At 59.7% G+C, this 23,857-nt stretch carries 20 protein-coding genes; 10 read left to right on the top strand and 10 right to left on the bottom strand.

What is annotated here, in order from left to right; translation table 11 throughout:
• The first annotated feature begins 12 nt into the window (after positions 1-12).
• The 6 genes from JZX88_RS11390 (at position 13) to JZX88_RS11365 (ending at position 8,191) form a co-directional block, all read left to right on the top strand.
• Entirely contained in the window at positions 13-849 is an 837-nt protein-coding gene (locus tag JZX88_RS11390; protein ID WP_206913618.1) for a serine hydrolase, read from the top strand.
• 36 nt (positions 850-885) lie between these two features.
• Entirely contained in the window at positions 886-2,430 is a 1,545-nt protein-coding gene (locus JZX88_RS11385; RefSeq protein WP_065117547.1) for an ABC transporter substrate-binding protein, read from the top strand.
• A gap of 127 nt (positions 2,431-2,557) precedes the next feature.
• The gene (locus JZX88_RS11380; protein WP_206913617.1) at positions 2,558-4,000 is read left to right on the top strand and encodes a M20 family metallopeptidase; all 1,443 of its coding nucleotides are present in this window, start codon (positions 2,558-2,560) and stop codon (positions 3,998-4,000) included.
• A gap of 416 nt (positions 4,001-4,416) precedes the next feature.
• Positions 4,417-5,346: a sugar ABC transporter substrate-binding protein gene (locus JZX88_RS11375; RefSeq protein WP_206913616.1), complete on the top strand. Its 930-nt coding sequence runs from the start codon at positions 4,417-4,419 to the stop codon at positions 5,344-5,346.
• A gap of 239 nt (positions 5,347-5,585) precedes the next feature.
• Complete coding sequence (locus JZX88_RS11370; protein ID WP_065117550.1) at positions 5,586-7,127, top strand: sugar ABC transporter ATP-binding protein; 1,542 nt, start codon at positions 5,586-5,588, stop codon at positions 7,125-7,127.
• A gap of 32 nt (positions 7,128-7,159) precedes the next feature.
• Positions 7,160-8,191, top strand: a complete 1,032-nt coding sequence (locus tag JZX88_RS11365; RefSeq protein ID WP_065117551.1) for an ABC transporter permease — start codon at positions 7,160-7,162, stop codon at positions 8,189-8,191.
• 96 nt (positions 8,192-8,287) lie between these two features.
• Here the strand turns inward: JZX88_RS11365 and JZX88_RS11360 are convergent, their stop codons facing one another.
• On the bottom strand, positions 8,288-9,043 hold the full coding sequence (locus JZX88_RS11360) for a gamma-glutamyl-gamma-aminobutyrate hydrolase family protein (protein ID WP_206913615.1): 756 nt from the start codon (positions 9,041-9,043) through the stop codon (positions 8,288-8,290).
• Between the two features lie 292 nt (positions 9,044-9,335).
• On the opposite strand from JZX88_RS11360, the gene JZX88_RS11355 reads away from it, so the two are divergent.
• Complete coding sequence (locus JZX88_RS11355; RefSeq protein WP_142855882.1) at positions 9,336-10,430, top strand: TRAP transporter substrate-binding protein; 1,095 nt, start codon at positions 9,336-9,338, stop codon at positions 10,428-10,430.
• Positions 10,431-10,819: 389 nt separating this feature from the next.
• Here JZX88_RS11355 and JZX88_RS11350 read toward each other — a convergent pair whose 3' ends face one another.
• Both JZX88_RS11350 and JZX88_RS11345 read right to left on the bottom strand, forming a co-directional pair.
• Entirely contained in the window at positions 10,820-12,289 is a 1,470-nt protein-coding gene (locus JZX88_RS11350) for a TRAP transporter large permease subunit (protein ID WP_065117554.1), read from the bottom strand.
• A gap of 32 nt (positions 12,290-12,321) precedes the next feature.
• Positions 12,322-12,861 carry a TRAP transporter small permease subunit gene (locus JZX88_RS11345; RefSeq protein ID WP_065117555.1) on the bottom strand — a complete coding sequence of 180 codons (540 nt, stop codon included), beginning with the start codon at positions 12,859-12,861 and terminating at the stop codon, positions 12,322-12,324.
• Positions 12,862-13,275: 414 nt separating this feature from the next.
• Between JZX88_RS11345 and JZX88_RS11340 the strand changes: the two genes are divergently transcribed.
• Together JZX88_RS11340 and JZX88_RS11335 are read left to right on the top strand one after the other, a co-directional pair.
• Complete coding sequence (locus JZX88_RS11340; protein WP_065117556.1) at positions 13,276-13,500, top strand: aa3-type cytochrome c oxidase subunit IV; 225 nt, start codon at positions 13,276-13,278, stop codon at positions 13,498-13,500.
• A gap of 71 nt (positions 13,501-13,571) precedes the next feature.
• Positions 13,572-14,102: a hypothetical protein gene (locus tag JZX88_RS11335; RefSeq protein ID WP_174031201.1), complete on the top strand. Its 531-nt coding sequence runs from the start codon at positions 13,572-13,574 to the stop codon at positions 14,100-14,102.
• Positions 14,103-14,179: 77 nt separating this feature from the next.
• Here the strand turns inward: JZX88_RS11335 and JZX88_RS11330 are convergent, their stop codons facing one another.
• A complete protein-coding gene (locus tag JZX88_RS11330; protein ID WP_206913614.1) occupies positions 14,180-15,433 on the bottom strand; it encodes an FAD-binding oxidoreductase in 1,254 nt (417 codons plus the stop codon).
• 320 nt (positions 15,434-15,753) lie between these two features.
• Between JZX88_RS11330 and JZX88_RS11325 the strand changes: the two genes are divergently transcribed.
• Positions 15,754-17,490, top strand: a complete 1,737-nt coding sequence (locus JZX88_RS11325; protein ID WP_206913612.1) for a PAS domain-containing methyl-accepting chemotaxis protein — start codon at positions 15,754-15,756, stop codon at positions 17,488-17,490.
• Between the two features lie 79 nt (positions 17,491-17,569).
• On the opposite strand, the gene JZX88_RS11320 is transcribed toward JZX88_RS11325, so the two are convergent.
• The 6 genes from JZX88_RS11320 to JZX88_RS11295 all read right to left on the bottom strand — a co-directional run bounded on the left by JZX88_RS11320 (position 17,570) and on the right by JZX88_RS11295 (position 23,624).
• A complete protein-coding gene (locus JZX88_RS11320; RefSeq protein WP_206913611.1) occupies positions 17,570-18,889 on the bottom strand; it encodes an LLM class flavin-dependent oxidoreductase in 1,320 nt (439 codons plus the stop codon).
• Between the two features lie 18 nt (positions 18,890-18,907).
• Entirely contained in the window at positions 18,908-20,254 is a 1,347-nt protein-coding gene (locus JZX88_RS11315; RefSeq protein ID WP_206913610.1) for an MmgE/PrpD family protein, read from the bottom strand.
• A 4-nt stretch (positions 20,255-20,258) separates the two neighbouring features.
• Positions 20,259-21,056, bottom strand: coding sequence for an amino acid ABC transporter ATP-binding protein (locus JZX88_RS11310; protein ID WP_065117562.1), 798 nt, complete (start codon positions 21,054-21,056; stop codon positions 20,259-20,261).
• A 12-nt stretch (positions 21,057-21,068) separates the two neighbouring features.
• Positions 21,069-21,851, bottom strand: a complete 783-nt coding sequence (locus tag JZX88_RS11305) for an amino acid ABC transporter permease (protein WP_065117563.1) — start codon at positions 21,849-21,851, stop codon at positions 21,069-21,071.
• Complete coding sequence (locus tag JZX88_RS11300) at positions 21,848-22,591, bottom strand: amino acid ABC transporter permease (RefSeq protein ID WP_206913608.1); 744 nt, start codon at positions 22,589-22,591, stop codon at positions 21,848-21,850. The genes JZX88_RS11305 and JZX88_RS11300 overlap by 4 nt, the downstream gene beginning before the upstream one ends.
• A gap of 193 nt (positions 22,592-22,784) precedes the next feature.
• A complete protein-coding gene (locus tag JZX88_RS11295; protein ID WP_065117565.1) occupies positions 22,785-23,624 on the bottom strand; it encodes a transporter substrate-binding domain-containing protein in 840 nt (279 codons plus the stop codon).
• Between the last annotated feature and the right edge of the window lie 233 nt (positions 23,625-23,857).

Genomic DNA, 23,857 nt, shown 5'->3' with positions numbered 1-23,857 from the left:
AGGAAGATGACAATGACTGTGGCTGCCCAATTAAATGCGATCTGTGATGCACAGCCTTTCGTGACGCGCTTCATGGTGCGTAATCTCCTGACCGGTGAAGAGATCGGCCGGGGAGAAAACGAGGAGACGCCATCGGGCAGCACCCGCAAGACGTCGATCATGATGGCTGTGCTCAAGGCCGCCAGCGAAGGGCGGATCGATCTCGACCAGCCCGTCACCTATGAAAAGCGGCTGGCGGAAGAGGTCGCGAGCGGCATGTTCCGCTATATGACGCCGGGCATCGTCATCTCACTACGTGATGCCGTCGCCGGCATGATGGTGCTGAGCGACAATGTCTGCACCAAGATGGTGCTGGAGAGACTGACGCTGGAAGAGGTGGACGGCTATTGCAAGTCGCTCGGCATGGCCAATACCCACCACCGTTTCCTCATCCCGCCGCTGGCGCTGGCGGCCGACCATCCGTTGAAGACAGTTACGACCACCTCGGCGGCGGATCAGGTGCTTCTGCTGCAGACCATTCTCGATGCGCAATCTTCGCCGGAGGCGCAGGCAAAGCTCGGTTGCAGCCCGCAATTGTGCGAGTGGGCGATGCAGACGCTGAAGAACCAGATTTTGCGTTATGGAATTCGCTCCCGTCTGCCCTTCGAGGCCGTGGTGGCCAGCAAGAGCGGTCGCGGCAAGCGCGGGCGCATGGATGCCGGCATCGTCTACAGAAACGGCGCGCCGTCCTTCATCATCACCACCTATACCGATGAGGTTCCGCAAACCATGCCTGACGGCACGCCGGGATACACCATCGCGCTCGAGACGATCGGCCGGCTGGCAAAGGCCTGCTGGGACGGGTTTTAATCAATTACAATCAACGACAACAAAGAGGGTAGAACAGTGAAAAAACTTCTTCTCGCAGGCGTTGCCCTGCTGGTAACGGCCAATATCGCGGCGGCCCGCGACATCACCATTGCGCAAAGCTCGGATCTGCGCAGCAACAATCCCGGCGTGAACCGCGACGGCAATACGGACGGGGTTATCCTGCACATCGTCGAAGGCCTTGTCGGTTATAACAATGCCGGCGAGGTGAAGCCGCTTCTGGCCGAAAGCGTCGAGGTTGCGCCTGACGGCCTGACCTATACGTTCAAGCTGCGCAAGGACGTGAAATTCCACAATGGCAAGCCGCTCACCGCAGAGGATGTCGTCTGGAACTGGACACGTTATCTGAAGCCGGAAACCAAATGGACCTGCCTCAACGATTTCGCGGAAGGCGGGGCAGCGCACGTCACCGGCGTCAAGGCCACGGATGCATCCACGGTCGAGATCTCGCTTGAAAAACCCTCCGCCGTTTTCCTCGGCCTGATGTCGCGGCCGGAGTGCGGTTATACCGGCATGATCTCGCCGGAATCGGTTGCTGCCGATGGCAGCTTCGTCAAGCCGATCGGCACCGGGCCTTTCCAGTGGGACGAGTGGAAGAAAGGCGAATATATCCGCCTCGCCAAATTTGCCGATTATGTTTCGCCGGCAAATGACGGCAAGCCTGATGGCATGGTCGGCTCCAAGCGGCCGCTGGCCGATGGTATCAAGTTCATGGTCATTCCGGATGCCTCGACCGTGAAGGCGGGCCTTGAATCCGGTGTGCTCGACACGGCCGAGATTTCTCCCGATCTCATTCCGGAGTTCAAGACCAATGACAAGATGCAGCTGATCGTTGCCCGTAACAACGGCAAGAACCTGTTCTACATTCAGACCCGCGACAAGGTGCTGAGCAATCCCGGTGTGCGCCGCGCCATGGCGATGGCGCTCGATCTCGATGAATTGGTTGCCGCCGCATCGAACGGTACGGGTGAAGCCAACGGTTCGATGGTCTCGCAGGACTCGGTCTATTTCGACGAGACCCAGAAAAAGCGTCCGGCCTATGACATCGAGGCGGCGAAGAAGGAACTGGAGGCCGCCGGTTACAAGGGCGAGCCGATCTCCATCATCGCCAACAAGCGTGGCAACGTGCCGAGCTTCCCGGCCGCCGTCATGGCGCAGGCCATGATGCAGCAGGCGGGTCTCAACGTGCAGATCGAGGTGCTGGATTACGCCACGCAGGTCGATCGCCGTCGCTCCGGTAATTATCAGGTGATCTCGCAGTCGGTCGCCCCGCGCCTCGACCCGGCGCTGATGTATGCCTTCTATGTCGGCAACAAGGACAAGAACGCCTCGCTGATGTGGGACGATCCGAAGGCGATCGAGCTGATGAAGGCGGCCTATGTCGAGGCCGACCAGACGAAGCGCCAGAAGATTTTCGACGAGTTCCATGAGCTGATGCTGAAGGAAATGCCGGGCATCTTCCTCTACGACATGGTCGATGTCTGGGGCGCCACGAAGAAACTCAAGGGCCAGCCGGTCTGGCAATCGAACGCCCGCCTCTGGGAAGTCTCGGTCGACAACTGATCCACTGTTGCCCGCGCCGGAGGCGGACCTCGGCGCGGGCTTTCCATTATAGGGTGCAAGGATTTGGCGGTGTATCCGCCAAAGCGCTTGCGCGTGCCCGCAAAGGGCGGAAATGCGAGGACAAGCCATGAACCGTGATGCCGTGATGTCGATTGCCGCCGAAGTCGAGGCCATGAAGCCCGACTTCACCACCTTGAGCGACAGCATCTGGGATTTTGCCGAGCTTAAATTCGAAGAACGGCAATCCGCTGGCGTTCTGGCCGCCGCGCTTGAGGAAAACGGCTTTGCGGTTCGCCGCGGCGTGGCAGGCATGGAAACGGCGTTCATCGGCGAATTCGGCAGCGGCGAGCCGGTCATTGCCTTCCTCGGCGAATTCGATGCGCTGGCCGGCATGAGCCAGGTGGCCGATGTGGCGCAGGTGCAGCCGCGCGAGGCGAACGCTACCGGCCATGGCTGCGGCCACAACCTCCTCGGCGTCGGCTCGTTGATGGGGGCCATCGCGCTCGCCCGGCATCTGAAAGCCAATAATCTGCCAGGCACCGTGCGTTATTACGGTTGCCCCGGTGAGGAGGGCGGTTCGGGCAAGACCTTCATGGTGCGCGCCGGCCTGTTTGATGATGTCGATGCGGCACTGACCTGGCATCCGGCACCCTTCAACGGCGTGCGTTCCACCAACAATCTTGCCGTGCTGGAATATTTCTACCGTTTCAAGGGTGTTGCGGCCCATGCTTCCAACGCCGCCCATCTCGGCCGCTCGGCGCTTGATGCGGTCGAACTCATGAATGTCGGCGTCAATTTCCTGCGCGAACACATGCCGCAGGATTGCCGGGTGCATTATGCGATCACCGATACCGGCGGCAAGGCGGCGAATGTGGTGCAGGCGAAGGCCGAAGTGCTTTATCTGATCCGCGCCCCGGAAATGCGCCAGGCGCTCGATCTTGCCGCACGGGTGGACAAGGTGGCGCGAGGCGCGGCGATGATGACTGAAACCGAGGTGGAGATCGTCTTCGATACCGCCTCCACCAACCTTTTGCCCAACCTCACGCTGGAAACGGCGATGCATGAAAACATGGTGGCGCTCGGCCCTATCGCCTTCGACGAAGCGGATATTGCTTTCGCAAAGAGCATTCAGGATACTTTCACCGACGAGGCGATCAAAAGCAGCATCCGGCTCTACCAGATAAAGGGCGATGTTTTCTCCAACCGGAAGATCGATGGTTCGGCGCCCCTGCATCTCGGCCTGCGCGATTTCGAGGGCCAGTCGCATTTCCGGGCGGGTTCCACCGATGTCGGCGACGTCAGCTGGATCACGCCAACCGCACAGTGCTGGACGCCGGCCTGGGCGATCGGGACCAATCCGCATACCTGGCAGGTGGTGGCGCAGGGCAAAAGCCCGGCCGCCCACAAGGCCATGGCGCATGCCGCCAAAACGCTTGCCTCGACCGGTCTTGCGCTGATGACCTCACCGGAACTGCTCGCCAGTGCGAAAAGGGAATGGCAGGAAAAGACCGAAGGCAGCGCTTACGTCTGCCCGATTCCCGCAGATGTCATGCCCAGTTCGCATCGATAGAACGTATCGTTCCAGCATCCGTCTCGATGACCGCTATGCGGGCTTGAGATTGGATTCGACCTGCAATCCTACTTGACGTCATCCTCGGGCTTGCCCCGGGGATCCGTAATTTCAATGGCTTATGTCTCCTCACCGTAAGGGCGGGGAGGATATGAAAAGAATGGGTCGGCACGCCTGTCGGCAATCCGACCCTAAGCTCCATCCCTTTCAATCTCCCTTCATCACCGCCTTGTGTGTCGCTTCGCCGTCAGGCCGCGAAGAAAACATTGACGTTCGAACCAAAAATGGAATAAATATATCGAACAACAGAAAATCGGTTTCATTATTCCGTTTTCTGGATGAGGAGGTAGCGGCGGGCTTTCGGGTCCGCTTCCGGCTGGGAGAGGTGGCGCCGGACACCGAGGAGGAGAAAAACAATGAAGAAACTTATCATCAGTGCTGCCATGTCTGTGCTTTTGGGCACGGCGGCACATGCCGAAACCGTCGGCGTTTCGATGGCACTGTTCGACGACAACTTCCTGACCGTGCTGCGCAACGGCATGCAAGATTATTCCAAGGAACTGAAGGGCGTTACCCTGCAGGTTGAAGACGCGCAGAACGACGTCGCCAAGCAGCAGAGCCAGATCCAGAATTTCATCGCTTCCAAGGTCGATGCGATCATCGTCAATCCGGTTGATACGGATGCGACGGCGGCCATGTCGAAGCTTGCAGCGGACGCGAAAATTCCGCTGGTTTACGTCAACCGCCAGCCGGTGAACGTGGATACGCTGCCGGACGGACAGGCATTCGTCGCCTCCGATGAGACGGTGGCCGGCACGCTTGAAGCGAAAGAAGTTTGCCGCCTTCTCGGTGGCAAGGGCAAGGCCGTCATCATGATGGGCGAGCTTTCGAACCAGGCGGCCCGCATGCGCACGCAGTCTGCAAAGGACTTTTTGCAGACCGACGAATGCAAGGGCATTTCGGTTGTTGAAGAGCAGACCGCCAACTGGCAGCGTACGCAGGGTTCCGACCTTGTTACCAACTGGCTCTCCAGCGGTATCGAATTCAACGCCGTCATCGCCAACAATGATGAAATGGCGATCGGTGCCGTTCAGGCGCTGAAAGCCGCTGGCAAGGACATGAAGGACTATGTCGTTGCCGGTGTGGACGCCACGCAGGACGCCCTTGCCGCCATGCAGGCGGGCGATCTCGACGTTACGGTTTTCCAGGATGCTGCCGGCCAGGGCAAGGGCGCTCTCGATGCGGCTCTGAAGCTCGTCAAGGGCGACAAGGTCGAGAAGAAGGTCTACATTCCCTTCCAGCTCGTCACGCCGGAAAACGTCAAGGACTACGTGGCCAAGAACTGACGATCCCGTTCCGGCATCTGCGCCCGATCGACGTGATCATCGCAGCCAGATGCCGGATCCGGACGGCAACCCAAGGCCAGGCCTGCGGGCTGATGTAGATAATAGAATTTCAGTGAATTCAAAGTGTTACAGCGCCGTCACCTGTCTTGAGAGACACGGCGCTGTAAGCCTCCCCGGAAGGAAGGGCGCGATTTCGCGGGCCATATTTCCGGTCATTTTTGTCTATTGTGGAGGGTGAGATGGTCGTCAGTCCATCGACAATGGCCGCCGTGCGCGCCAGTGGCGCCGTGCCGAATGCAGAATTTCTTCTGGCAGCGGACGGCATACGCAAGGAATTTCCCGGCGTCGTGGCGCTTGATGATGTGTCGTTCCACCTCAAGCGCGGCACCGTGCATGCGCTGATGGGCGAGAACGGCGCCGGCAAATCGACGCTGATGAAGATTCTCGCTGGTATCTACCAGCCGGACATTGGTGAAATCCGCCTGAAAGGTGCTCCGATACGCCTCGATTCCCCACTCGACGCGCTCGAAAACGGCATTGCCATGATCCATCAGGAACTCAACCTGATGGCCTATATGACGGTGGCCGAAAACATCTGGATTCGCCGCGAGCCAAAAAACCGGTTTGGTTTCATCGACCATGGCGAAATGTATCGCCGCACGGAGACGCTGCTGGAAAGGCTCGGTATCGACCTCGACCCGGAAACCCGCGTCGGCGAGCTGTCGGTCGCGAGCCGTCAGATGGTCGAGATCGCCAAGGCGGTTTCTTACGATTCCGACGTTCTGATCATGGACGAGCCGACATCGGCGCTGACCGAGCGCGAGGTCGAGCATCTCTTCCGCATCATCCGCGACCTCAGGGAACGTGGCATCGGCATCGTCTACATCACCCACAAGATGAACGAGCTGTTCGAGATCGCCGACGAGTTCTCTGTCTTCCGCGACGGCAAATATATCGGCACCCATGCTTCCACCGATGTGACGCGCGATGACATCATCCGCATGATGGTGGGCCGCGAAATCACGCAGATGTTCCCGAAGGAAGAGGTTCCGATCGGCGATGTGGTGCTGTCGGTCAAGAACCTGACGCTCGATGGCGTGTTCCATGATGTGTCGTTCGATGTTCGCGCCGGCGAAATTTTAGGCGTTGCGGGTCTTGTCGGCTCGGGACGCTCCAATGTTGCCGAGACGGTGTTCGGTGTTACGCCGGCCTCTTCGGGTAGCGTTGCAATCGACGGTAAACAGGTTGCTATCGACAGTCCGACCGAGGCAATCCGCCACCGCATGGCGTTCCTGACCGAGGACCGCAAGGATACGGGATGTCTGCTGATCCTCAATATTCTGGAGAACATGCAGATCGCCGTCCTGCAGGACAAATATGTCGCCAATGGCTTCGTGCAGGAAAACGCGCTTTCGGATGCCTGCGAGGAGATGTGCCGCAAGCTGCGGGTCAAGACGCCGCATCTTTATGAGCGCATCGAAAACCTGTCGGGCGGCAACCAGCAGAAGGTGCTGATCGGTCGCTGGATGCTGACCAAGCCGCGCATCCTCATTCTGGATGAGCCGACGCGGGGCATCGATGTCGGGGCCAAGGCGGAAATTCACAAGCTGGTTTGCGAGATGGCGCGCCAGGGCGTCGCCGTCATCATGATTTCCTCCGAAATGCCGGAGGTTCTGGGTATGAGCGACCGTGTCATGGTCATGCATGAAGGTCGGGTGACGGGTTTCCTTGACAGAAGTGAAGCCACACAGGTGAAGGTGATGGATCTCGCATCGCGGTGAGGCGCGCTGGGATTTCTCGAGGAGGAATGATTATGAATACGAACGCCGCCGCCAACGCAGAGTTGGACGCAAAATCCGGACGCAAGCCGCACAGGCGCATACCGCCGGAAGCCAATATCTTTTTCGTGCTGATCGGCATCGCGCTGGTTTATGAAATTCTCGGCTGGATTTTCATCGGTCAGAGCTTCCTTATGAACCAGCAGCGCCTGACGATCATGATCCTGCAGGTGTCGGTAATCGGCATCATCGCCGTTGGCGTGACGCAGGTTATCATCACCGGCGGTATCGACCTTTCCTCAGGCTCCGTCGTCGGCCTGACGGCAATGTTGTCTGCCAGCGTGGCGCAATCCTCCACCTGGCCGCGGGCGCTTTATCCGGGCCTCACCGACCTGCCGTTCTTCATCCCGCTGGCTGTTGGCATTCTAGCGGGTATGCTGGCCGGTTTCATCAACGGGCAGCTGATTGCGCGCACGAAAATTCCGCCCTTCATCGCCACGCTCGGCATGATGGTGACGGCGCGCGGTCTTTCCAAGTGGTACACGAAGGGCCAGCCGATCTCCGGCCTGACCGACGGTTTCAACTTCATCGGTACGGGCATCTGGCCGGTCGTCGTTTTCCTCGTCGTCGCCATCATCTTCCACATCGCGCTGCGTTACACGCGTTATGGCAAGTTCACCTATGCGATCGGCGCTAACCAGCAGGCGGCGCGCGTTTCCGGTATCAATATCGAGGCGCATCTGATCAAGGTCTATGCCATTGCCGGCATGCTGGCCGGTCTTGCCGGCGTCGTCACCGCCGCCCGTGCACAGACGGCGCAGGCCGGCATGGGCGTGATGTATGAACTCGACGCCATCGCCGCAGCCGTTATCGGCGGCACATCGCTTGCCGGCGGTGCCGGCCGTATCACCGGAACGGTCATCGGCACCATCATCCTCGGTGTGATGACATCGGGCTTCACGTTCCTCAGGGTCGATGCCTATTACCAGGAGATCGTCAAAGGCCTGATCATCGTGGCTGCCGTCGTCGCCGATGTCTACCGACAGAAGAAACGCGCAAAGCGCTAACTACTCCTCCCGGAACTTGGGGCAGGCCTTCAGGCTTGCCCCTTTTTTATGTCCTGATGCTGAAGTCCGCTTTGCTCTGGGTGCGGTTGGCCGATTTCAGGCTTTGCTGTTTCGGTACTCGTGAACAGCCTTGCCGAATGCCTCGAACAGGGCGCGTGAGGGTGCATCCGTTTCAGCCCAATATTCCGGATGCCATTGCACACCGACGGCAAAGCCCTTGGCATCGATGACGGAAACAGCCTCGATGGTGCCGTCTGCCGCCGTTGCCTCCACCTGCAGGCGTGGTGCGGTTTCGGCTATCGCCTGCCGGTGCAGCGAATTGATCTGGATTTCACCCGACATGCCGAGATGCTGCGCAATGCAGGAGCCTTCGCGCACATGCACGGGCTGGCGGATGGCGAAGGCCACGTCGCGGTCGTCATGCTCCGGCTTGCGGTGATCCCAGACGCCTGGCTGTTCCTGAATTTCCGAAGCAAGCGTGCCGCCGAGTGCGACGTTCAATTCCTGAATGCCGCGACAGATGGCGAGCATCGGAATGGCGCGTTCGATGGCGCGGCGAATGAGCGGCAGGCTGGTGGCGTCGCGGGCGGGATCGAAGGGACCGTCGCTCTCCCGCGCCTCTTTTCCGTAAAGGGCAGGGTGAACATTGGTTGCCGAGCCGGATACGAGCAGGCCGTCGACCCGGTCCAGAATGGCGTCGATCTCGTTACCATCCTCGAAAGCCGGGACGATGAAGGACATGACGCCCGCGACTTTCAGGGCGGCGGAGAGATACTGGTTTTGCGCGGCGTGCCAGTCGGCTCCGGCGAAATGCCTGATGTCGGCGGGGACGGCGATAATGGGTTTTGGCATGGCTGCTCCGGGGCGAATCTTCGAAATTTGTGCGACTGCCGGTGAGCCAAGTCAAGCACGCGTTTTGCGTTTTGGCGGGAATGGATGCGCCTAAAGTATAAGGCGCCGCGAAGATATTTCAGTTGCAAATAAAATACGAAGGTGACTTCCGGAAATGGCCGGTTTTCCGCGATTAATTCTTGATGCGGGTGCTTGTCAGTCGGGCGGTAACCGTGCTTACTTTGCTGCGATGCCTGAACAGCAAAAGGGGAATTCAAAGCTGCGGGCAGCGTTCATATCTGGGAGGATATAGATGGATCGCCGTTCCTTTATGAAAAAAGGTGCGCTTGCGGGAGCCGCGACGGCTCTGGCCGCGCCCGCCATTGCGCAGCAGAATGCCAAGATCAACTGGCGCCTGACGTCGTCATTTCCAAAATCCCTCGACACGATCTATGGCGGCGCCGAGGACATTGCCAAACACGTCGCCGCGGCAACCGACGGCAATTTCACCATCCAGCCCTTTGCCGCCGGCGAAATCGTGCCCGGTCTGCAGGCGGCCGATGCCGTGTCATCAGGCACGGTGGAAATGTGCCATACCTGCTCGTATTATTACGTCGGCAAGGACCCGACCTTCGCCATCGGCACGGCGATACCCTTCGGCCTCAATGCCCGCCTGACCAATTCCTGGTTCTATGAGGGCAACGGCAACAAACTGCTCAACGAATTTTACGCCAAGCATAATCTCTACGGCATGATATCAGGCAATACCGGTGCCCAGATGGGTGGCTGGTTCCGCAAGGAAATCAATACCGTCGACGATTTCAAGGGCGTGAAGATGCGCATCGCCGGTCTGGCCGGCAAGGTGGTGGAAAAACTCGGCGTCGTGCCGCAGCAGATCGCCGGCGGCGACATCTATCCGGCGCTGGAAAAGGGTACCATTGATGCTGCCGAATGGGTCGGCCCTTATGACGACCACAAGCTCGGCTTTCAGAAGGTGGCGAAATATTATTATTACCCGGCCTTCTGGGAAGGCGGTCCGGTCATCCATTCCTTCGTCAATCTGGACAAGTGGAACAGCCTGCCGAAGAGCTATCAGACCGCCCTTCAGGATGCCTGCGCCTTCGCCAACACCAGCATGATGGCGAAATACGACGCCAAAAACCCCATCGCCATCAAGCAGCTGGTTTCGGAAGGCGCAGTCCTTCGGCCTTTCAGCCAGGAGATTCTGGAAGCCTGCTACAAGTCCGCACTGGAGGTTTACGCCAATATTTCGGCATCCAACCCGGACTTCAAGAAGATCTACGAGGATCAGGTCGCCTTCAAGCGTGAAGGTTACCTGTGGATGCAGCTTGCGGAATATACCTTCGATACGTTCATGATGATCCAGCAGCGTAACGGCAAGCTCTGATTATTCGGTAACGGCGGCGGACCGGGCAAAGGCCTCGGAGATTTCGGTCTCCGGGGTTTTTGCTGTGCGGAAGCCTTCATGTATCCGACAACAAAGGATGATTTACGATCGGACCTGTTGTGAGCGAAAGCAGCAGGCTCCGCGACCAGCCGGAGTGTCGGCGGGGATTGGCCACGCCGACCTCGGCAAAGGCCTTGCTCTCAACTGTGGAGGTGATGTGATGTGGAAACCACTGAGCATTACGCTTTGGCTTAGGAAAAACCGGACGGGCTAGTCTATCTCCGTCCGGTTCAATTTTCTAAGCAGATAAGCTAACGGAAGGCAGGGCTGGAACCCTGTCTTCCACTCCGCAACTATAAGCGTTTCGCCCAATCCTTACAAGACAGCTCTTACGGTCCGATCTTCGGGGGTTCGCCGAGATTAGGCATGCCCGGCAAGCCCCCTGGCTGGCCGAAATTGGGCATGGTGTTGCCGCCCTGATTGCCGAAGGCGGGCACCTCGATCTTGATGGAGTTCAGATCGACCTCGGGCGCCTTGTCCAGCCAGTAGGTGACGGATTCCGGCCAGAAGATCACGATGGCGACGAGGATAAGCTGCATGCCGAGCCACGGGATGGCGCCCATGTAGATATCCGATGTCTTGACCGAGCGCGGCGCGATGGAGCGCAGGTAGAACAGCGCAAAACCGAAGGGCGGATGCATGAAGCTCGTCTGCATGTTGATGCAGATCAGCACGCCGAACCAGATCAGATCGATACCGAGCGACTGGGCGATCGGCGCCAGCATCGGAATGACGATGAAGGCGATCTCGAAGAAATCGAGGAAGAAGGCGAGGAAGAAGATGAAGATGTTGACGAAGATCAGGAAGCCGATGGGGCCGCCCGGAATGCCCGACAACATATGCTCGATCCACAGCGAACCGTCCATGCCCTGAAAGACGAGGGAAAAGCAGGTGGCGCCCACCAGAATGAACACCACCATGGAGGTGATATGCATGGTGGAATGCATGCCCTGCTTGACGAGGTCCCAGGTAAGGCGGCGATGTGCTGCGGCGAGCGCCATGGCACCAACGACGCCGAGCGCCCCGGCTTCCGTGGGGGTTGCAAGGCCGAGGAAAATGGTGCCGAGCACAAGGAAGATCAGCACGATGGAGGGGATCATGCCCGCCAGCACGCGGAATACCAGCTTGCGGTCCAGTTCGCCGCGCGCTTCCGGCGGCAGCGCCGGCAGATCCTTCGGCCGCACGATCGACATCAACAGGATGAAGAGCATGAAGATGGCGACCTGCAGGATCGACGGGCCGACCGCACCGAGATACATGTCGCCCACGGATTTGCCGAGCTGATCGGCAAGGACGATCAGCACGAGTGACGGGGGAATGACCTGCGTGATCGTGCCCGATGCGGCGATGACGCCGGTGGCAAGCCGCGGATTATACCCGTATTTCAGCATGATCGGCAGCGAGATCACACCCATGGTGATGACGGAGGCGGCAACCGTGCCGGTGATGGCGCCGAGGATCGCGCCGACGATGATGACGGCATAGGCAAGACCGCCGGGAATGGCGCCGAACAGTTTGCCCGTGCCTTCCAGCAGATCCTCCGCCAGCCCGCATCGTTCGAGGATCGCGCCCATGAAGGTGAAGAAGGGAATGGCGAGCAGAAGATCGTTCGAGACGATGCCGAAGATGCGCAGCGGCAAAGCCTGAAGAAAGGCCGGTGAAAAATGCTCGGTGAAGATGCCGATGACACCGAAGACGAGGCCGACGGTGGCAAGCGAGAAGGCGACTGGAAATCCGTAAAGCATGAAGATGATCATGCCGAGGAACATCAGCGGTGGAAGAATACCATATTCAAACATGGAAAATATCCTGAAGGTTCAGATCGGCGCGATCATTGCAGGGGTTTTTCGTACTTCGTATCCAGCGCATAAAGCCCGTTGAGGGCGCCTATGCGCTTGATGAGTTCGGAAAACCCCTGAAGAACCAGCAGGGCGAAACCGGCGAAGATGACGAGTTTCACGGGCCAGCGGATGAGGCCGCCGGCATTCGAGGATACTTCGTTCTGGTGCCAGGACAGTGTGAACATGGGCCAGGACAGCCAGGCCAGATAAACGCAGCCTGGCAGCAGGAACAGAACGATGCCGACAATGTCCACCCAGATGCGGCTGCGCGCGGAAATCGCGCCATAGATGATATCGACACGCACATGCTCGTTCATGCGCAGCGTATAGGATGCGCCGATAAGCACGATGAAGGCAAACATGTACCACTGGATTTCCAGCCAGCCGTTCGAGCTGTAGTTGAAGGCATAACGAACCATGGCGTTGCCGGCGCTGACGAGGCAGCAGATGAGCACCAGGTAACCGGCGACCTTGCCCAGAGCTTCGCTCGCAAGGTCTATCAAAGCACTTATTTTCAAAAGCGATTTCATGACTTTCCCCTCTTCCCTTACCGGGCCCTTTGCGGGTTATGGCGGAGAGCAAAGCCGGAAAGCTCCCGCGGCGGTCACGCCTCCACGTGTCTCCGCTCAGACTAGTTCCGGTGTTCCTCCCCACAGAATCCCGTGTATGGGCAGGCCGTACGAAAAGCAACTAAAACCGCGACCGGACGGGGCGCAGGGCCGTGCTTTTCAACCGTTTGCGCAAGGATGTTGCCCGGCCGCACGCTTTGCCCGGTTCGGCGGATGCCGCGTGCGGCATGGCTGCTCTTTCGCTCGGAACGCATTGCGCTTTTCTTCGACTTCATGTTACCTCTGGTGACGGAGAAACCGGCATGAGCCCGTCACCGTTCGCAGGATAATGGTCTTGCGCGGCGGGAGCGTCGGATGGAGCAAAGGGGAAGCGGAATGAGCGAACACCACACGGGTCCGGTCGAAGTTGGCGCCGAGATGAACTACGCCGAGCATGAAAAGACCTATAACGGCTTTCTGGCTCTGACGAAATACGGCACCATGGTCCTGTGCGTGCTGCTGCTGGCCATGGTCGCCGGTTTCTTCACGTCTGCGGGCTTCCTTGGCGGCCTCATTGTCTTCCTCGTGCTTTCGGCTGCGGGCTTCATTCTGCTGCGCTGAACGATCCGCCGTCTCGAAGGGTTTCCTGCGCGGGGACCCGGAAGATGCCGGACAATCGGAAAGGCCAGGCCATGAAACGTCTGTTATCCTGTCTGTTTCTGTTCGTGGTGCTGGCGCAGCCCGTGCTGTCGCGAGATATATCACCGTCTGAGCAGGACAGTTTGCGCCAGCAGATCGAACGGTTCAACAGCGCCCTGAACGGGCAGGATTTCGAGACTGTCGGCAAGACGGTGCCGCCGAAAATCTTCGAGTCCATCGCACGCGATGCGGGCGTGACCGTCGAGCAATTGCGCAGCGCCCTGACGACACAGATGCAGATGGCGCTCGCTGCGGTCAAGATAACCGAGTTTACCATGGACAAGCAGGCGATCCGCCTTGAGCAGACGCCGGACGGAACGCCCTATGCGCTTATTCCGACGAAAACGGTGATGGAAACCAACGGTCAGACGATCGAGGCGAATTCCCACACGCTGGCGCTGATGGACGGTAGCGACTGGTATCTGCTGCGCGTGAGCGACCAGCAGCAGGTGACGATCCTGCGAAAGGTCTATCCATCCTTCGCCACCGTGGAGTTTCCGGACGATTCCATGCAGGTGAAATAGCCGTCATTCCCGGAAGTATCTCCCCTTTATGCGGAATACGTTGCCCTGTTTCGGCTATTGCGCTGGCCTCGCCTGCGTCAGGAAAAACGCCCCGGCCGGAACGGATCGACGGAGATCGCCGTCTCCTCGCTATTGGCCAACTGCGTTACGAGACGGGCGGTCGCCGCCGATTGCGTCAGGCCCAGATGGCCGTGGCCGAAGGCGTAGATGACGGAAGGCGTGGTGCGCGCCGTGCCGATGACGGGAAGACAGTCCGGCATTGACGGGCGAAACCCCATCCATTGCCGTCCGCCCTCCGTCTTGAGACCGGGCAGGAAACGTCCCGCCTTTTTCAGCATCGCTTCCGACCGCTTGAAATTCGGCTCCAGATCCAGCCCGCCAAGTTCGACCGCGCCACCGACACGGATGCCGGAGGAAAGCGGCGTCACGACGAAGCCATGATCGTTGAAATAAAGCTGGCGCGTCAGGTTGAAGGCGCCGGCGGGCAGGGTGGTGTTGTAGCCCCTCTCCGTTTCCAGAGGCACGATATTGCCAAGCGTCGCGGCAAGTTTCTTCGACCAGGCGCCGCATGCGATCACCACCCTGTCGGCATCGATCTTGTCGCCGTTTTCCAGGGTGACGATGGTGCTTTCACCGACAGCGTCGATGCGTTCCGCCTCACCCTTGCGCAGGCTCGCACCCCTGGCAATCACCAGATCGAAAATCGCACGGGTGAAATCATGAGGATCGGAGACCTGCATGCCGTCCGGTGAGAACATGGCATGGCGGAACTGCGGGGCAAGACCCGGCTGCAATTCGTCTATCCGGTTACGGCCGACACGCTCAAAGGAGAAGCCCGCGCGCTGCTTTTCATCCCAGTCCCTGGCGGCGGCGTTCAGGCTTGCCTCGCTGTCATAGAGATCAAGCGTACCGGTTTTCGAGACAAGGGCGGAAAGTTCCGGCATGGCGGCGACATGCGCCATTTCCGTGGCCGCCAGCCGGTTGATATCGCTCAGCACTCTCAGCCCATGGCGGAAGTTGCGTTCGGCGCTGGCACGCCAGAAACGCCAGAGCCACGGTGCGATCTTTGCGGCATAGGCCGGCGGCACGCTGAGCGGGCCGAGCGGATCGAACAGCCAGCGCGGCGCTTTTTTCATGATGCCGGGGGAGGGAATGGGGATGATTTCCGGAAAGGCCAGTATACCGGCATTGCCGGAACTTGCGCCACCGGCAATCTCGCCGCGCTCCAGAAGGACGACCTCCCGCCCGGCGTTCTGCAGATAAAGCGCCGCCATCGAACCGATAATGCCGGTGCCGATCACCAGCACGTCGCATTTCAGGGTTTTGGTCATCGGCGCTCCTGCAACACAAATCTTTCAAGCCCGCCATAACAATGAATGGCGCCTCGATGAAAGGCCGCATTGCGTCGCGATCGCAGAAATATCAGCACTGTGGCAAATAAGCGGTTCATATATGGCTGGGGCGTAACGATCGTTCTTCCGGTCTTCACCGCCAGATCAGGCCTTTGGCGCGATAGTTATAAACCATCATTAATCGCTATTTAACGCTGTCCCGCTAGTTTTGCGTGCGGGCAGACTGACCGGTTTTCAGCCTCTGGATTATCCAGGGTTAGGAGGTCCGCAAACTGGTCTTTGTTGGGGATTGAAAAAGCATGTCTCACTTTTCTAGGTTTGGGTTGGATGCGTCTGCGGTGCTGGAAGCCCTGAACCGCTCACAGGCGATCATCGAATTCGATCTGACCGGCAAGGTTCTCAAAGCGAACGATAATTTCTGCAAGGCCATCGGTTACACGCAGGAAGAGATCGTCGGCCGCCATCATCGCATGTTCCTTTCCACTGAAGATGCGGCGTCTGCGCAATACAAGGCTTTCTGGGAAAAACTGTCGCGCGGCGAGCACGACAAGGGCCAGTATCGCCGGCGCGCCAAAAGCGGCGCCGATATCTGGATCGAAGCGTCCTACAATCCGGTTTTCCGCTTCGGCAAACCCTACAAGGTGGTCAAGATCGCCACGGACATCACCGTGATCAAGCGCCAGAGCGCCGAGGACAATGGCAAGCTCTCCGCACTTTCCCGTGCGCAGGCCATGATCGAATTCTCACCGGACGGAACGATCCTGAGCGCTAACGAGAATTTCCTCGAAGCGATGGGATATTCGGCGCAGGAAATCATCGGCAAGAACCACTCGATGTTCTGCGATCCCTCCTATGTCGGTTCAGCGGAATACCGGACCTTCTGGGAAGGGCTGCGAACCGGCCATTTCTCCACCGGCCAGTTCATGCGGCTCGGCAAGGCTGGCAGGCGCGTCTTCATCCAGGCATCGTATAATCCCATCCTCGATGATCGCGGGCAGGTCTTCAAGGTTGCCAAATTCGCCTTCGACGTGTCGGACCGGGTACATGCGGTGGAAGAACTCGGTGCGGCGCTGGAGAGGCTCTCCCAGTGCAACATCCGCATCACGCTGGACAAGCCGTTCGTCGGCGAGTTCGAAGGACTGCGGCGCGATTTCAACAAATCGATCGCGGAATTCCAGAAGACGCTCGAGAATGTTCTCGGCCAGACAGGTGACCTGACCCGCAGCAGCCAGGAAGTCAGCGAGGCCTCCGTCAATCTCGCCGAACGCTCCCGCGAGCAGGCTGTGGCGCTGGAGGAAACCTCGGCGGCGCTGGAAGAGATCACTGCGACGGTTCAATCATCCACCGAGAACATGAAGGAGACGCGCAAACTCGTGCAGAGCGCGCGGGCATCCACGGTCGCTTCCACGGAAGTGGTCGAACGGACGGTCGACGCCATGCAGCGCATCGAGACGGCATCGCGGGAAATCAGCCAGATCATCGGTGTCATCGACGAGATTGCCTTCCAGACCAACCTTCTGGCGTTGAATGCCGGTGTCGAGGCGGCACGGGCGGGCGATGCCGGCAAGGGTTTTGCCGTGGTGGCGCAGGAAGTACGCGAACTGGCGCAACGCTCCGCCAACGCCGCCAAGGAAATCAAGGTGCTGATCAATAATTCCGGCAGCGAGGTTCTTGAAGGTGTCCGGCTGGTTGGCGAGACCGGCGAGGCGCTGAAACAGATCGACGCACTGGTCAGGCACATTGACGGCAATGTCGACATGATTTCGAAGGCGGCCGATGAACAGGCCGTCGGCATCAGCGAAATCAACAAGGCCGTCAACCGGCTCGACCGGATGACCCAGGAAAATGCCGCGATGAGCGCCCGTACCACTGCGATCAGCACCACGCTGGCGCAGGGCGCCGATGTGCTGGCACAGCTTGTCAGCCTGTTCAAACTGAACCGCCGCACGGTTCAGCGCGAAGACGGAGCGTCCGCCCGGCCGGAATTTTCAAACGCCGGCCGGCGCGACCAGCAGGCGGGACGCGCCGCAGCGTGACAGGGCGGGCCTTTGCCCGCTCCGACTTATCGACGCGATTTGGTGATGCGGATGCCTGTGGTCAGGTATCCGCACGCTGTTATCCCCGCAACGTCGGACGGTCGATGCCAAGGTGGTCGCGCAGCGTCGAGCCTTCGTATTCCTTGCGGAACAGGCCGCGCTCCTGCAGAAGCGGCACGACCTCGCGGTTGAATTCTTCGAGCCCACCAGGGAAGAAGGGCGGCATGACGTTGAAGCCGTCGGCCGCGCCGTTTTCGAACCATTCCTGCATCCGGTCCGCCACGTCCTTGGCCGTGCCCATGACGATATGGTGGCCGCGTCCGGCGGCGACGCGCAGCGCCAGTTCGCGGATCGTCAGCTTTTCACGGCGCGCCAGTTCGGTCAGAAGTTCGGCGCGGCTGCGCAGCTGATCGGAGATCGGCAGGTCCGGCAGCGGGCCGTCGAGATCGTAATCGGCCAGGCTGTGGCCGATGCGTTCTTCAAGCAGCGGCATGGCGCTCTTGATATCCGTCCAGCGGTTCAGTTCCTTCAGCTTTTCACCGGCTTCCTCGAAGCTCCTGCCGATGATCGGCATGAAACCCGGCATGACGGCAACGCTTGCCGGATCGCGGCCGAACTTTTCCACCCGCGCCTTGAGACTGGTGTAAAAGGCCTGCGCTTCGGAAATCGCCTGCTGTGCGGTGAAGACGATATCGGCGGTGCGGGCGGCGAGATCCTGTCCCGGGCCGGAGGAGCCTGCCTGAATGAGAACCGGGTGTCCCTGCGGCGAGCGCGGAATATTGAGCGGCCCCTTGACCGTGAAATATTTGCCTTCGTGATTGAGGATGTGGACCTTTGCCGGATCGACATAGCGGCCCGCCTGCTTGTCCTTGATGAAGGCGTCGTCATCCCAGCTGTCCCAAAGGCCGCGAACGACGTTCACATATTCTTCCGCCACCACATAACGCTCGTCATGCTCGGGATGATCCTTGGAGAAATTCGCCGCCGTGCGGGCATAAGAAGTGGTGACGATGTTCCAGGCCGCGCGGCCATGGCTCAGATGGTCGATGGACGCGAAGGCGCGGGCGGTGTGATAGGGCTCGCCATAGGTTGTAGAGGCCGTTGCGGCCAGGCCGATCTTGTCGGTCACCATGGCAAGCGCTGCGAGCAGGGTCAGCGGCTCGAAGCGCGCGATCATCGACGGATGGGCGTCGACGCCGCTGGTCAGGCCGTCGGCCAGGAAAACCATGTCGAACTTCGCCGCTTCGGCCATTTTCGTAACGCGGGTGAGCAGATCGAGATTCTCGCTGCCGGCCTCCGCATCGGGGTGACGCCAGCCGGAAACGTGGTGCCCGGCGCCCTGCAGGAAAAGGCCGAGATGCATCTGTCTTTTGCGGGTCGTATTGGTCATGGGGATCATGCCTTCATGTCGGTCGGGTTATATTTCAGTTGCCAGAAGCGTCTCGAGCTCCCGGAGATCGGCTGCGGTTTTCATGGACCGCACCAGTGCCGGAATTCCGGCGAATTTCTCATTGCCGCCGGTGGCATCGGCGAATTTCTCCGTCGGGTCATCGATGCCCGGCAGGCCGTCTATGCGGCGTGACAGCAATGTTCCGTCTTTCTTTGTCACATCGATGACCACGAAACGGGTGGTCGGGTCGGGCGACAGGCGGCGGGCTGTTTCATCATGCCGGCGCGAGACTTTTGCCGAAAGTGTAAGCAGATCGGCACGTGCCGGGCGCTCGTCGAAATGGCCAATCCCGAGTGCTCCGTCCGCGAGCGCTGCGGCGAAAACATATTCGGGGCTGAAGCGCGCATCGATGCCGGTGGCGGGCGTGGCGGTGCCGACAAGGGCGGCATCGCCGCCCGGCGGGAAGGTGATGACAACAGTTTTGATCTCGTCCGGTGTCAGATCATGCGCGTTGCGCAGTGCCAGCGCTCCAACGGCGACGGGGTGGGCGGCGGTGCAACAGGGAAAGGCCTTGAGGGTGAGGCCGGGCGAGACGATCTGCCAGGGTGCACCCCAGCCGGAGAGAACCCGTTTCGGTTGCTCGGCGCCGAAGGCGAAGGCCGAATAAAAGCCGATGGGATTTTCCAGAAAATCCGCTGCACCCTGAAACCCTGACCGAGCCAGCCGCGCCGCAGTGAGACCGGCGCGGGTGGCAAGCCCGGCATGAAGCGGCTTAGCATCGAACCCGAATTGCAGGCGAAGCCCGGCCGATTGCGTGGCGGCAAGGCCGAGTGCGACGGCTGTGGTCTGCGGATCGAATTTCAGGAGATGGGCGATGGCAGCGGCAGCGCCGATGGGACCGAGCGTGGCGGTGGCGTGGAAGCCGTTTTCATAGTGCTTGGTGCCGAGCGACAGGCCAATCCGCGCCATTGTCTCCAGCCCGACAATATAGGCGGCGATGAAGGCGTCCGCCGTCGAATTTTCCTCCACCGCAACGGCCAGAAGCGCGGGAATGATGGCGACGGTGGGGTGACCACGCACGCTGCCATGCACATCGTCATAATCAAGCACATGGCCGGCATGGCCGTTGATGAGGGCGGCGGTAAAGACGTCGGTGCGCAGATCATGGCCGATGATACCTGCCGTGCCTGAGGTGCCCGAGGTAAAGTTGTCGATCAGGATTTGGGTGCTTCTGTCGGCAGCACCGCCCAGCACGCAGGCGAAAAAATCGATCAGCGCCGTGCGGGCAATCGTCACCGCCTCATCGTCGCCTAGAGGATCAGACGCGGCGATGGCTTCGGCCAGATGAAGGGTGAGTTTTTCCTCGGTGGCCATGGCGTCAGATTCCCTCACCATCATTGAGCCGTGCCGCCTGTCCTCCCAGACCCTTGACGAAGGCGTTGATGCGCGGATTTGTCGACCGGTAGAAGATATGATCAGGCGTGCCCTGATCGACGATCAGGCCGTTTTCGGTAAACACGATCTTGTCGCTGATTTCTTCGGCGAAGCGCATTTCATGGGTGACGAGAATGCTGGTCATGCCGTCATTGACGAGATCGCGGATGACGGCGAGCACTTCACCCACGGTTTCCGGGTCGAGCGCGGAAGTGACCTCATCGAACAGCACCAGTTCCGGCCGCATGGCAAGCGCGCGGGCAATCGCCACGCGCTGCTGCTGGCCGCCGGAAAGCTGGCCGGGATAGGCATCGACCTTCTGGGAAAGGCGGACCTTTTCCAGCAGTTCGCGGGCATGACGCTCGGCTTCAGCCTTCGGTGTGCCGAGGATTTTGATCGGCGCGATGGTGATGTTTTCCATGACAGTCAGATGCGGGAAGAGATTGAACTGCTGGAAGACGATGCCGATGCGCTTGCGCAGTGCGATGCGCTCGGCCTCGGTCTTCAGCTGGTCTACCCGGGTGCCACCAACGGTGATCTTGCCCGATTGCGGGATGAGCAGGCCGTTGATGCAGCGCAGGATGGTGGATTTGCCGGAGCCGGAAGGGCCGATGATGGAGACGGCGTCGCCCTTGTTGACCGTAAGGTCTATGCCTTTCAGGACCTGATTGTCGCCGAAGGAGAGATGAATCCCTTCGAGTTCGACAAGCGCTTTGGCGGTTTGTGGTGCGGATGCGGACATGGCTTGTTCCAATCAGCGGGAGGCGAAGCGCCGCTCGAGGCGCTGCGTGAAACGGGAGACGGGATAGCAGAACAGGAAGAACGCCATCAGAACGGTGAGATAGACCACGACGGTGAAGTCATTGCGCTGCACGGCGGTGCTGGCGTCTGTCGCGGCGTGCAGCAGTTCATGCACGCCAACCAGCGAGGCGAGGGCCGTGCCCATGGTAATCGACGCGTAAAGGTTCATCCATGGCGGCAGCGAACGTTTCACGCATTGCGGCAGGATGATCCAGCGCAGCGTCTGATTGCGCGAAAAGCCCAGCCCCTGGGCGGCTTCCCATTGCGCCGTCGGAATGGACTGGATGGCGCCGCGGGTGATTTCGGCGATATGGGCGCTGGCGGGAATGGCGAGACCGACGACGGCCTTGATCCAGTCCGGGAAGGGGATGTAATTGCCAAAGGCGACGATCTCGAAGGGGAAGATGTAGGTCGCGGCAAAGATCAGCACCAGATGCGGGGCGTTGCGGAAAATCTGCACATAGGTGAGCGCCGGCGCGCGCACGAGGCGGTAGGGCGCAAGCTCCATGATGCCGAGCAGGACGCCGATGAAGGTGCCAATCGCGATCGCCAGAATGCTGATCAGCACATTCATGGCGAAACCCTTGCCGAGATAGGGCAGCCATTCGAGCAGCACCTGTCCGAGCGACGGATCGAGGATCAGCCACAGCACGACGGCGATCAGAACGCCGAGCAGCAGAATGGTGCCGAAAGGCGGCTTCTTTGCCGCCTGTGTTGGAGAAACCACCGCGCTCATTGGCCGAACCCCGGAACCGCAAGACGCCGTTCAAGCCAGAGACCGGCCCTTGCGACGATAAAATTGATGACGCTGAAGAAGATGAGAATGACGAGCATCAACTCGACCACATTGTCGCGCTGTGTCCAGATCAGGATCGAGGCATAGGTGATTTCACCCACCGCGATCGCCGAGCCGACCGTGGTGAGCTTCACCAGATTGACGAGATTGTTGATGATCGAGGGCAGGGCAGTGCGGATCGCCAGCGGAAATTCCACGTAACGCAGCACTTCGAAGGAGCTGAAACCGATCGCGCGCGCCGCTTCGATGGTGGTGGCCGGCACCGCTTCGATGCCGCCGCGCAGCGCTTCCGCGTGGAAGGCGGCAATATGCAGGCCGGTGACGGCGACGACCCAGAAGAACGGGGTGAGCGGATTGTTCTGCGCGCCGCCCAATGCATTGGAAATCAGCATGTTGAGCACGAGGAAACCGCACATCAGCTGCACCAGTGTCGGCGTGTTGCGCGTCAGCTCCACATAGGCGCGCACGGGACCGGCGAGCCAGACCTTGCCCGATGTCAGCATGGCGGCGAAAACAAAGCCGAAGACGAGGCTGAGCGGCAAAGTGACGGCGACGAGGATGAGCGTCATCTTCATGCCGTCAAGCCAGATCTGAACCTCGTAGCCGCTGTTCAGAAAATCATATTTGAGGCCGAGATGCGCGGCGAGTTCAATGAAGCGCGCTGTAAATGAATCCTGCATCGGAAATCCATGCTGTTATTGCGGGTGCCGCCCGGCGGGCGGCGCCAGAATGGCCTGCCTTGTTATAAAGCAGAAAAGAACGGCAGGCGAAACCGGCCGTTCCTGATGGTCAGGGGAAATCACTCCGCCCTTTTGCCGCCGTCCTCACCTGTGATGGGGACAGGCAGATAACGGAAAAGCCCTGCTCCTGTCCTTATTGGGCGGCAGAAAGCTTCTTTTGCTGTTCTTCCATGTAGCCGATGCTCGGCAGGCGGTTGGCCTTGGCGAATTCGAGCATCTTGCCGGAGGCGTGCAGCTCCTTGACGATCTTGTCGAGTGCGGCCTGGGTATCGCTTTCACCCTTGCGCAGCCAGATCACGGAATCGGAAGGGATGAGGTCGGTGGGGATCAGAATGCCGTAATCCTTCCACTCGTCGGCGCGGTCCTGCAGCATCAGGCTCAGCGTGCCGTTGACGTGGACGGAGACATCGCAATTGCCGCCCTTCAGCGCCAGCAGCGATTCCGGCTGGCTCGGCAGGGCCTTTACCTGTGCGCCATATTCCTCGATCAGCGGCTGGGTGTAGTTCGACCCTTGCGAAACGCAGGCGATCTTGCCCTTCAGGTCCGGCCAGTCCTTGATACCACTGTCCTTGCGGCCGATGGCTGCGCCGCCCTGGCGGTCATAGGGGGTGGGCACATAATCGAGGGTTTTGGCGCGCTCTTCCGTGTATTGCATGTTGGCGATCAGAATATCGACCTTGCCCTGCTGCAGGAACTGCACGCGGTTAGGCGGGGTAACGGTTTCGGTGACCAGCTCGACACCGAGGCCGGCGGCCAGCGCCTTGGCCACATCGATGTTGAGGCCTTTCTGTTCCTGCGTCTTCGGATCGATAAAGCCGAAGGGCGCGCCCGACAGGATCACGCCGACGGTGAGCTTGCCGCGACCCTTGATCCGGTCGAGCGTTGCATCCGCATGGGCGGCGGTGGCCATCGAAGCGATGACGACGGTTCCGGCGATGAGTTTTGCGGCAAATCTGGAGAAAGAGAGGGCCATGGGTATTTCCTTTTGATTGTAGGTGGAAACTACATGAGGCACCCGCCAAGAGCGAGAATTGGCATTGCGCAAAAAATACTATGAATAAAATCGTGTTCCAATAAAGCTTAGAGGGCGAAAAAATATCCTAATAATTTTAAATCGTAGAATCCTGTTCTTTGTCCGCGCTGTTTGCATCTGGCCATAAGGCCGCGCGGGGCAATCCGGACGCCGTTTTCCGGCCAAATGGCCAA

Origin of the sequence: Agrobacterium sp. OT33 (assembly GCF_017313365.1) — a bacterium.
Lineage (GTDB): Bacteria > Pseudomonadota > Alphaproteobacteria > Rhizobiales > Rhizobiaceae > Agrobacterium > Agrobacterium rhizogenes_A.
Note: the sequence above shows the minus strand (reverse complement) of the source record. Positions and strands in the feature narration are given on the sequence as shown.

Excerpts from the sequence above, each read along its gene's own strand:
- JZX88_RS11390 (WP_206913618.1), top strand. The coding sequence starts at position 13 with ATGACTGTGGCTGCCCAATTAAATGCGATCTGTGATGCACAGCCTTTC.
- JZX88_RS11380 (WP_206913617.1), top strand. The coding sequence starts at position 2,558 with ATGAACCGTGATGCCGTGATGTCGATTGCCGCCGAAGTCGAGGCCATG.
- JZX88_RS11375 (WP_206913616.1), top strand. The coding sequence starts at position 4,417 with ATGAAGAAACTTATCATCAGTGCTGCCATGTCTGTGCTTTTGGGCACG.
- JZX88_RS11370 (WP_065117550.1), top strand. The coding sequence starts at position 5,586 with ATGGTCGTCAGTCCATCGACAATGGCCGCCGTGCGCGCCAGTGGCGCC.
- JZX88_RS11365 (WP_065117551.1), top strand. The coding sequence starts at position 7,160 with ATGAATACGAACGCCGCCGCCAACGCAGAGTTGGACGCAAAATCCGGA.
- JZX88_RS11360 (WP_206913615.1), bottom strand. The coding sequence starts at position 9,043 with ATGCCAAAACCCATTATCGCCGTCCCCGCCGACATCAGGCATTTCGCC.
- JZX88_RS11355 (WP_142855882.1), top strand. The coding sequence starts at position 9,336 with ATGGATCGCCGTTCCTTTATGAAAAAAGGTGCGCTTGCGGGAGCCGCG.
- JZX88_RS11350 (WP_065117554.1), bottom strand. The coding sequence starts at position 12,289 with ATGTTTGAATATGGTATTCTTCCACCGCTGATGTTCCTCGGCATGATC.
- JZX88_RS11345 (WP_065117555.1), bottom strand. The coding sequence starts at position 12,861 with ATGAAATCGCTTTTGAAAATAAGTGCTTTGATAGACCTTGCGAGCGAA.
- JZX88_RS11340 (WP_065117556.1), top strand. The coding sequence starts at position 13,276 with ATGAGCGAACACCACACGGGTCCGGTCGAAGTTGGCGCCGAGATGAAC.
- JZX88_RS11335 (WP_174031201.1), top strand. The coding sequence starts at position 13,572 with ATGAAACGTCTGTTATCCTGTCTGTTTCTGTTCGTGGTGCTGGCGCAG.
- JZX88_RS11330 (WP_206913614.1), bottom strand. The coding sequence starts at position 15,433 with ATGACCAAAACCCTGAAATGCGACGTGCTGGTGATCGGCACCGGCATT.
- JZX88_RS11325 (WP_206913612.1), top strand. The coding sequence starts at position 15,754 with ATGTCTCACTTTTCTAGGTTTGGGTTGGATGCGTCTGCGGTGCTGGAA.
- JZX88_RS11320 (WP_206913611.1), bottom strand. The coding sequence starts at position 18,889 with ATGATCCCCATGACCAATACGACCCGCAAAAGACAGATGCATCTCGGC.
- JZX88_RS11315 (WP_206913610.1), bottom strand. The coding sequence starts at position 20,254 with ATGGCCACCGAGGAAAAACTCACCCTTCATCTGGCCGAAGCCATCGCC.
- JZX88_RS11310 (WP_065117562.1), bottom strand. The coding sequence starts at position 21,056 with ATGTCCGCATCCGCACCACAAACCGCCAAAGCGCTTGTCGAACTCGAA.
- JZX88_RS11305 (WP_065117563.1), bottom strand. The coding sequence starts at position 21,851 with ATGAGCGCGGTGGTTTCTCCAACACAGGCGGCAAAGAAGCCGCCTTTC.
- JZX88_RS11300 (WP_206913608.1), bottom strand. The coding sequence starts at position 22,591 with ATGCAGGATTCATTTACAGCGCGCTTCATTGAACTCGCCGCGCATCTC.
- JZX88_RS11295 (WP_065117565.1), bottom strand. The coding sequence starts at position 23,624 with ATGGCCCTCTCTTTCTCCAGATTTGCCGCAAAACTCATCGCCGGAACC.